Annotated in this window: 5 protein-coding genes; 2 read left to right on the top strand and 3 right to left on the bottom strand. The window is 52.8% G+C overall.

The features are described from left to right. A partial coding sequence (cysK, locus tag ABYV26_RS20020) for a cysteine synthase A (protein ID WP_372683131.1) occupies positions 1-920 on the bottom strand: 920 nt, incomplete at its 3' end. A 31-nt stretch (positions 921-951) separates the two neighbouring features. After that, positions 952-1926 carry a serine O-acetyltransferase EpsC gene (gene epsC / locus ABYV26_RS20015; RefSeq protein WP_372683130.1) on the bottom strand — a complete coding sequence of 325 codons (975 nt, stop codon included), beginning with the start codon at positions 1924-1926 and terminating at the stop codon, positions 952-954. A gap of 292 nt (positions 1927-2218) precedes the next feature. On the opposite strand from epsC, the gene ABYV26_RS20010 reads away from it, so the two are divergent. Further along, entirely contained in the window at positions 2219-2563 is a 345-nt protein-coding gene (locus tag ABYV26_RS20010) for a hypothetical protein (protein ID WP_372683129.1), read from the top strand. A 94-nt stretch (positions 2564-2657) separates the two neighbouring features. Here ABYV26_RS20010 and ABYV26_RS20005 read toward each other — a convergent pair whose 3' ends face one another. Continuing rightward, positions 2658-4031: an IS110 family transposase gene (locus ABYV26_RS20005; RefSeq protein WP_372683128.1), complete on the bottom strand. Its 1374-nt coding sequence runs from the start codon at positions 4029-4031 to the stop codon at positions 2658-2660. Between the two features lie 485 nt (positions 4032-4516). On the opposite strand from ABYV26_RS20005, the gene ABYV26_RS20000 reads away from it, so the two are divergent. Continuing rightward, complete coding sequence (locus tag ABYV26_RS20000; protein WP_372683127.1) at positions 4517-4828, top strand: hypothetical protein; 312 nt, start codon at positions 4517-4519, stop codon at positions 4826-4828. Positions 4829-5338: the final 510 nt, after the last annotated feature.

Genomic DNA, 5338 nt, shown 5'->3' with positions numbered 1-5338 from the left:
TAAACAAACAGTTCCGTGCTGATATACCGCTCGCCCGTACTGGGCAAAATGGTGACGATGCGCTTGCCGGCATTTTCCGCCCGCGACGCCACCTGGATGGCCGCCCATACCGCCGCGCCGGAGGAGATGCCGCACAAGATGCCTTCCCTGGCTGCCAGTTGCCGGGCCGTCTCAAAGGCGTCGTCGTTCGTTACCGTGACCACATCGTCGATCAACGACCGGTCCAGCACCTGGGGCACGAAGCCCGCACCGATGCCCTGGATCTTGTGGGGTCCCTTTTCACCGCCGGAAAGCACGGGCGAGGCGGATGGCTCCACGGCCACACACTGGAAGCCGGGCTTCTTCTCCTTTAAAAAGCCCCCCACACCGGTAAGGGTGCCGCCGGTGCCCACGCCGGACACCAAGATGTCCACATCACCGGCCGTGTCGGCCCAGATCTCCTCGGCCGTGGTCTCCCGGTGGATGCGGGGGTTGGCCGGGTTTGCGAACTGGTTGGGCATGAACGCCCCCGGGTTTTCGGCCACGATGGCGTTGGCTTTTTCGATGGCCCCTCCCATTCCCTGGGGGCCGGGGGTAAGCACCAGCTGTGACCCCAGGTGCCGGAGCAGTTTCTGGCGCTCGACACTCATGGTTTCCGGCATGGTCAGGCAAAGCCGGTATCCCCGGGCCGCACAGATAAAGGCCAGGGCGATGCCGGTGTTGCCGCTGGTGGGCTCCACGATCAGGGTGCTGGGGCCGATCAACCCCTTTTTTTCCGCATCGTCGATCATGGCGGCGCCGATGCGATCCTTGACGCTGCCCAGCGGGTTGAAAAATTCCAGTTTGGCAAAAATCTCGGCATGAAGATCGCCGCCGGTCCGATTCAATCGGACCAGGGGTGTTTTGCCGACGGTGGTGTCGATGGCATGGTGAACGGTCATGATATCCTCCTTGCAACGCGATGATCGAGAATTAACTGCCGGTCTGCCGGCGGGCCTCCTTGATGATCAGTCTGGGCATTTCCATCATCACCGTGGTGTCGGGCGGGATGGATTCGGTCAGCCAGACGTTTCCGCCCACCACGGAACGGGCGCCGATCACGGTATCCCCTCCCAAAACGGTGGCGCCGGAGTAAATGATGACCTCGTCTTCGATGGTCGGATGGCGCTTTTTTCCGCGCAGTTTTTCACCCGCATCCTTGGGCAGGGAGAGGGCTCCCAGGGTTACCCCCTGATAGATACGCACATCACTGCCGATCTCCGTGGTCTCACCGATCACCACGCCCGTACCGTGATCGATGACAAACCGACCGCCGATGGCTGCCCCGGGGTGGATATCGATACCGGTTATGCTGTGGGCATGCTCGGTCATGATCCGAGGAAGCATGGGCACGCCCAACTTGAACAGTTTGTGGGCAACCCGGTAGACGCTGATGGCATACAGGCCCGGGTAGCTGAAGATAATTTCGTCGTGGCTTTTTGCCGCAGGATCTCCCTCGAAGGCCGCTCGAACATCCGAGGCCAGGGTCTGACGCATCTCGGGAATGGCGTCCATCACCTCGAGGGCAATGCTGTGTCCCTGAGATTCGCACCCGCTGCAGGACTGATGGTAGCGCAGGCAATCGTGGCGGATGTTGTGGGTGATCAGGTCGGCCAGCAGGTCGAACAGCTTGGAGACGGTCTGCCCCAGGCTGTATCGCATGTTCACCGGGTCCAACTTCTCACGGGAAAAATAACCGGGAAAAAGCAGCTCCCGGAACATGTCGATGATGCCGGTCACAAACCCTTCAGAAGGGATGGGCTCGCTGTCGATGTGCGTGTAACAGGGGCTGTTCTGGCAGTGATCCACAATCCGTTCTGCAATTTCAGGCAGTTTCGAGCGCGCCTGTTCCTGGCTTTCGACTTCGGATCGGCATGCGTTGTCGTAAATAGGGCTGCTGTCTTTCATCGGAGGTCTCCAACACTGGACTGTTCTTACTCGTTCCGTCGGGGTGGATCTGGTTGTGTGTAACCGTCAAAAACGTAAGTATCTGACCGCTGGGAAAGATATCTACTACAGTAACCATAAAGAAAAGGTTGTCAAAAACCGACGTGTTAGCGCATATGACCAAAGCGAGTCTAAGGTCGAAATTGACAAGCCAAGGGGATTCTGTTTTTATAAATTTTCCTTTGGCAACCACCTGTCGGCTCAACTTCCATGCAACCCAAAACGAGGTCGAACTGAAAAAGGAAGCCCCCCAATGACCGGACTGGATGATCTGAAGATCGCCATTTTAAGCCCCGAGGATCTTGAAACCATTCGGAAACTGGAAAAGAAACTGGGTCCGACGGTTCGACTGGTGGCCGTGGAAACCAAAGACGTGATTTACGCCCTAGAGGCCAAGATGGCACCCAATCAATGGCAGCGGGTGGACACGGTCTATCCGGAGATCAAGGACATCAAAGCATACTACGCCGAGCAAGACACCGCCCGGGAAGCCAAGGGCTGGCTCAAAGGTTTTCTGATCAACAACAATCTCAACCCCAAACCCCGCAAGCGACCTATTCGCATCCGCCAGGTGGTCAATACGGAGTCCGATAACTGAGTTAATCGGAGGAAAGTCAACCAAAATTTGATTTCCAGTCCGTCGCTCTTTGAAAATTCGGTAAAGCCTTCAATTCGTCTTAAATCTTTGCTATTTAGTTGTCGACTGGAATGGGCTCAGTGATCCCGATCTTAGTGTCAAGTACGCTATGGGACCTGTCCCGTTCCAGTCGCTTAACTGCCTGGCGTCTGGATACCGGGGCTTTAATGTCATAAGCTTGAAAACGGCGGGCATTATCTCGCCTTGGCGCCACATTCCTTTCGGGTACACGACGATGTTGATTCGCTATGTCGATCTTTGGATCGAACGCCCTTTTGTGTTTGAGCATGCCATAGATGATTCTTAATATTTTGTGCATGCAGATGCCCATGGCAGACATGTTGTGTTTTCCGTTTTTCTGGTGTTTCTCGTAAGTCTGCTTGATTAGCGGATTGCATTTAATGGCTACCAAGGCGCTCATATATAGAATGTGGCGAGGTTGTTTACGGCCCTGCTTGCTCATTTTAATTCCGCCAACACCATCCCCACTTTTTTTATAGACCGGATGCACACCGAAGAAGGAAGCCAATTTCTTGGGATTTTCAAAACGTTCAATCGTCTGGATCTCAATCATCAGCCCGATGGCGGATTTGTCACTGATGCCAGCGAATGTTTTGAGCAGTTCTACTTCGGGTAGAGCGCAAGCTTCAATCATCCGACGGGTCTGAGTGTCGATCGTTTTGTTCAAATGGATGATCTGCTGAGCTGTGGCGACAATGAGCTGTTCCGTTGTCGTATCCGTAGCCGAGGCAACGGAACGTTTGGCATCGCCGACAAGTTGTTGGGCCTTTTTTAAAGTTACGAATGGGATTTTGGCCAAGGTCCCGGTCTTAGCTCTTTTGAGCCTGGCAGCGCTGGGATACTTGACGGCGACCTTTAAAAGCCATGCTGGCGTTTCGGATTGACCGTATCGCAATAGTTCAGGATTGCTTAAGTACAATAACCCTTTAAACTGATTTGTAAATTGGGTTCTTTGTTTGGTAAGGGTCTGAATAAATCCCCACTGCTTTCTCAACCCGGCCAACTGATTTTGCTGTTGATAGTTCACCTTTTCAGGATGCGCAATCAGATATTCGGCGATGTTCTGGGCGCTGATTTTGTCAGTGGTGTTTTTCTTCAGATCCGCTTGACTGTTGTGCTTGACGCCCAGCGGGTTCAGCCGGGCGGTTAGGATGTTTAAAGAATCCTGAAAAGCAACCAGTGAGTTGTACCAGTTGTTTTCATATCCACCGGTGCTTTCCATACCGACAAACAGTTTCGAATTGGGATGTTTGGACAGAAAGCGGGCGACAAATTTGTACAGCGCCGTGTGTCCGTTAGAGGTGTCATCCAGTTGAAAACTTCGGGTGACTGGTATCTTTTTGGGGTTGATGATCACGAAATCAGCATATCCTTTGCTGACGTCAATACCCATGTAAAATGATTTCATTGCCGACTCTCCTTTTCCAGAATAATTGGTGCCAGGAATCATCAAGCTTGTGAAAATGCGGTGTCGCGCACCATGTTAATCACCGATTTAAACCTGGCGGAAGGAAGAAACTCAGTTTCGGGCTCTTAGCCCAGCGATTGCTCCTTCTCTTCCTCCAAGTCTAAGGGCTTTACCGGATAAAGGAAATTTGGCTGACATTATGAATTTTCGGTGTTAGGGCCGCCAACCCTATACGCTCAAGTTAATTTTATTTTCTCTTATACAAGCCATTGTCGAGCTTGCCGCAGATACAAGGAAGATATCTTTTTGCGATATTCGCCCATGCGAGAAGATATCTGACGCCGTTGATGCGGTAAGATCGGCAATCCCAAGGGCTTTTCCATTTTGGAGTCGGCAAGTGACATAACCCATAATTTTTGTAATAATTTTTTATAAAACCGAAATGGGAATCGCTCAACTTGGGTGAGAATATGCAAGATAAAATAGTGAAAAAAAAGACTCGGCGGGTCTCTCCGCGCAATCCCACCGAGGCAGCAATCACTTGCCGGCCATATGCCAGTACCGATCCCATCAATTCGTCGGCCGGTGTCATGCGCAAATTCTCAAGCCAGGGGTCCTATATCGAGACATCCAACAATTCTCAATCAGGGACCATCCTGGTGATGCGAATGGTCCGCCACCCGGCCATACTGCCATTCATAGCCGATGAGGAGCGGTCGCGATCCATCGGCCTGGCCGAAGTCAAATGGCGGCAGGAACTGGCCGGCGAAAACGAATCGGGTATGGCATCGGTTTGAGGTACCTTGACTAACCCTTATCTTATCTGATTGCCCTCACCCTGTCCCTCTCCCCACAGGGGCGAGGAGACATAACCAACAAGCAACGTCGATACGGTTGGTCGCGTGGCGCATGCCCCGTTCCGAGAAGGATTTCTCATAGGCGACTTCCGACGCCCGACCTCAGACCTCAGACCTCAGAACCCGGAACCCTGAACAGCGAACAGTGAGCAGTGAGCAGTGCGCAGACTAACTGATGAGCTCATATGCTGGTGCGCTGAAAGGCTCAAGGTTGAAACCCGGAACATAGAACGCAGAACCCAGAACGCAGAACGCAGAACGCAGAACCCCGAACCCCGAACCCATCAAAAAATAGCTGATAAGCTGTTGAGCTGATAAGCTGATTAGGGAGAAAACTCAGGGCTCAAGGCTGAAACCAGAAACCAGAAACCAGAGACCAGAGGCCAGAGGCCAGAGGTCAGAGGTCAGAAGTTAGAAGTTAGAAGTTAGAAGTTAGAAGTCGGAATTCGG

This window comes from Desulfosarcina sp. (assembly GCF_041551955.1).
Classification (GTDB): domain Bacteria; phylum Desulfobacterota; class Desulfobacteria; order Desulfobacterales; family Desulfosarcinaceae; genus Desulfosarcina.
The sequence above is the reverse complement of the archived record's forward strand: the minus strand, read 5'-3'. Positions and strand labels throughout refer to the sequence as shown.

What these genes read in the sequence shown, in the direction of transcription:
- epsC (WP_372683130.1), bottom strand. Translation starts at nt 1,926, where the DNA reads ATGAAAGACAGCAGCCCTATTTACGACAACGCATGCCGATCCGAAGTC.
- ABYV26_RS20010 (WP_372683129.1), top strand. Translation starts at nt 2,219, where the DNA reads ATGACCGGACTGGATGATCTGAAGATCGCCATTTTAAGCCCCGAGGAT.
- ABYV26_RS20005 (WP_372683128.1), bottom strand. Translation starts at nt 4,031, where the DNA reads ATGAAATCATTTTACATGGGTATTGACGTCAGCAAAGGATATGCTGAT.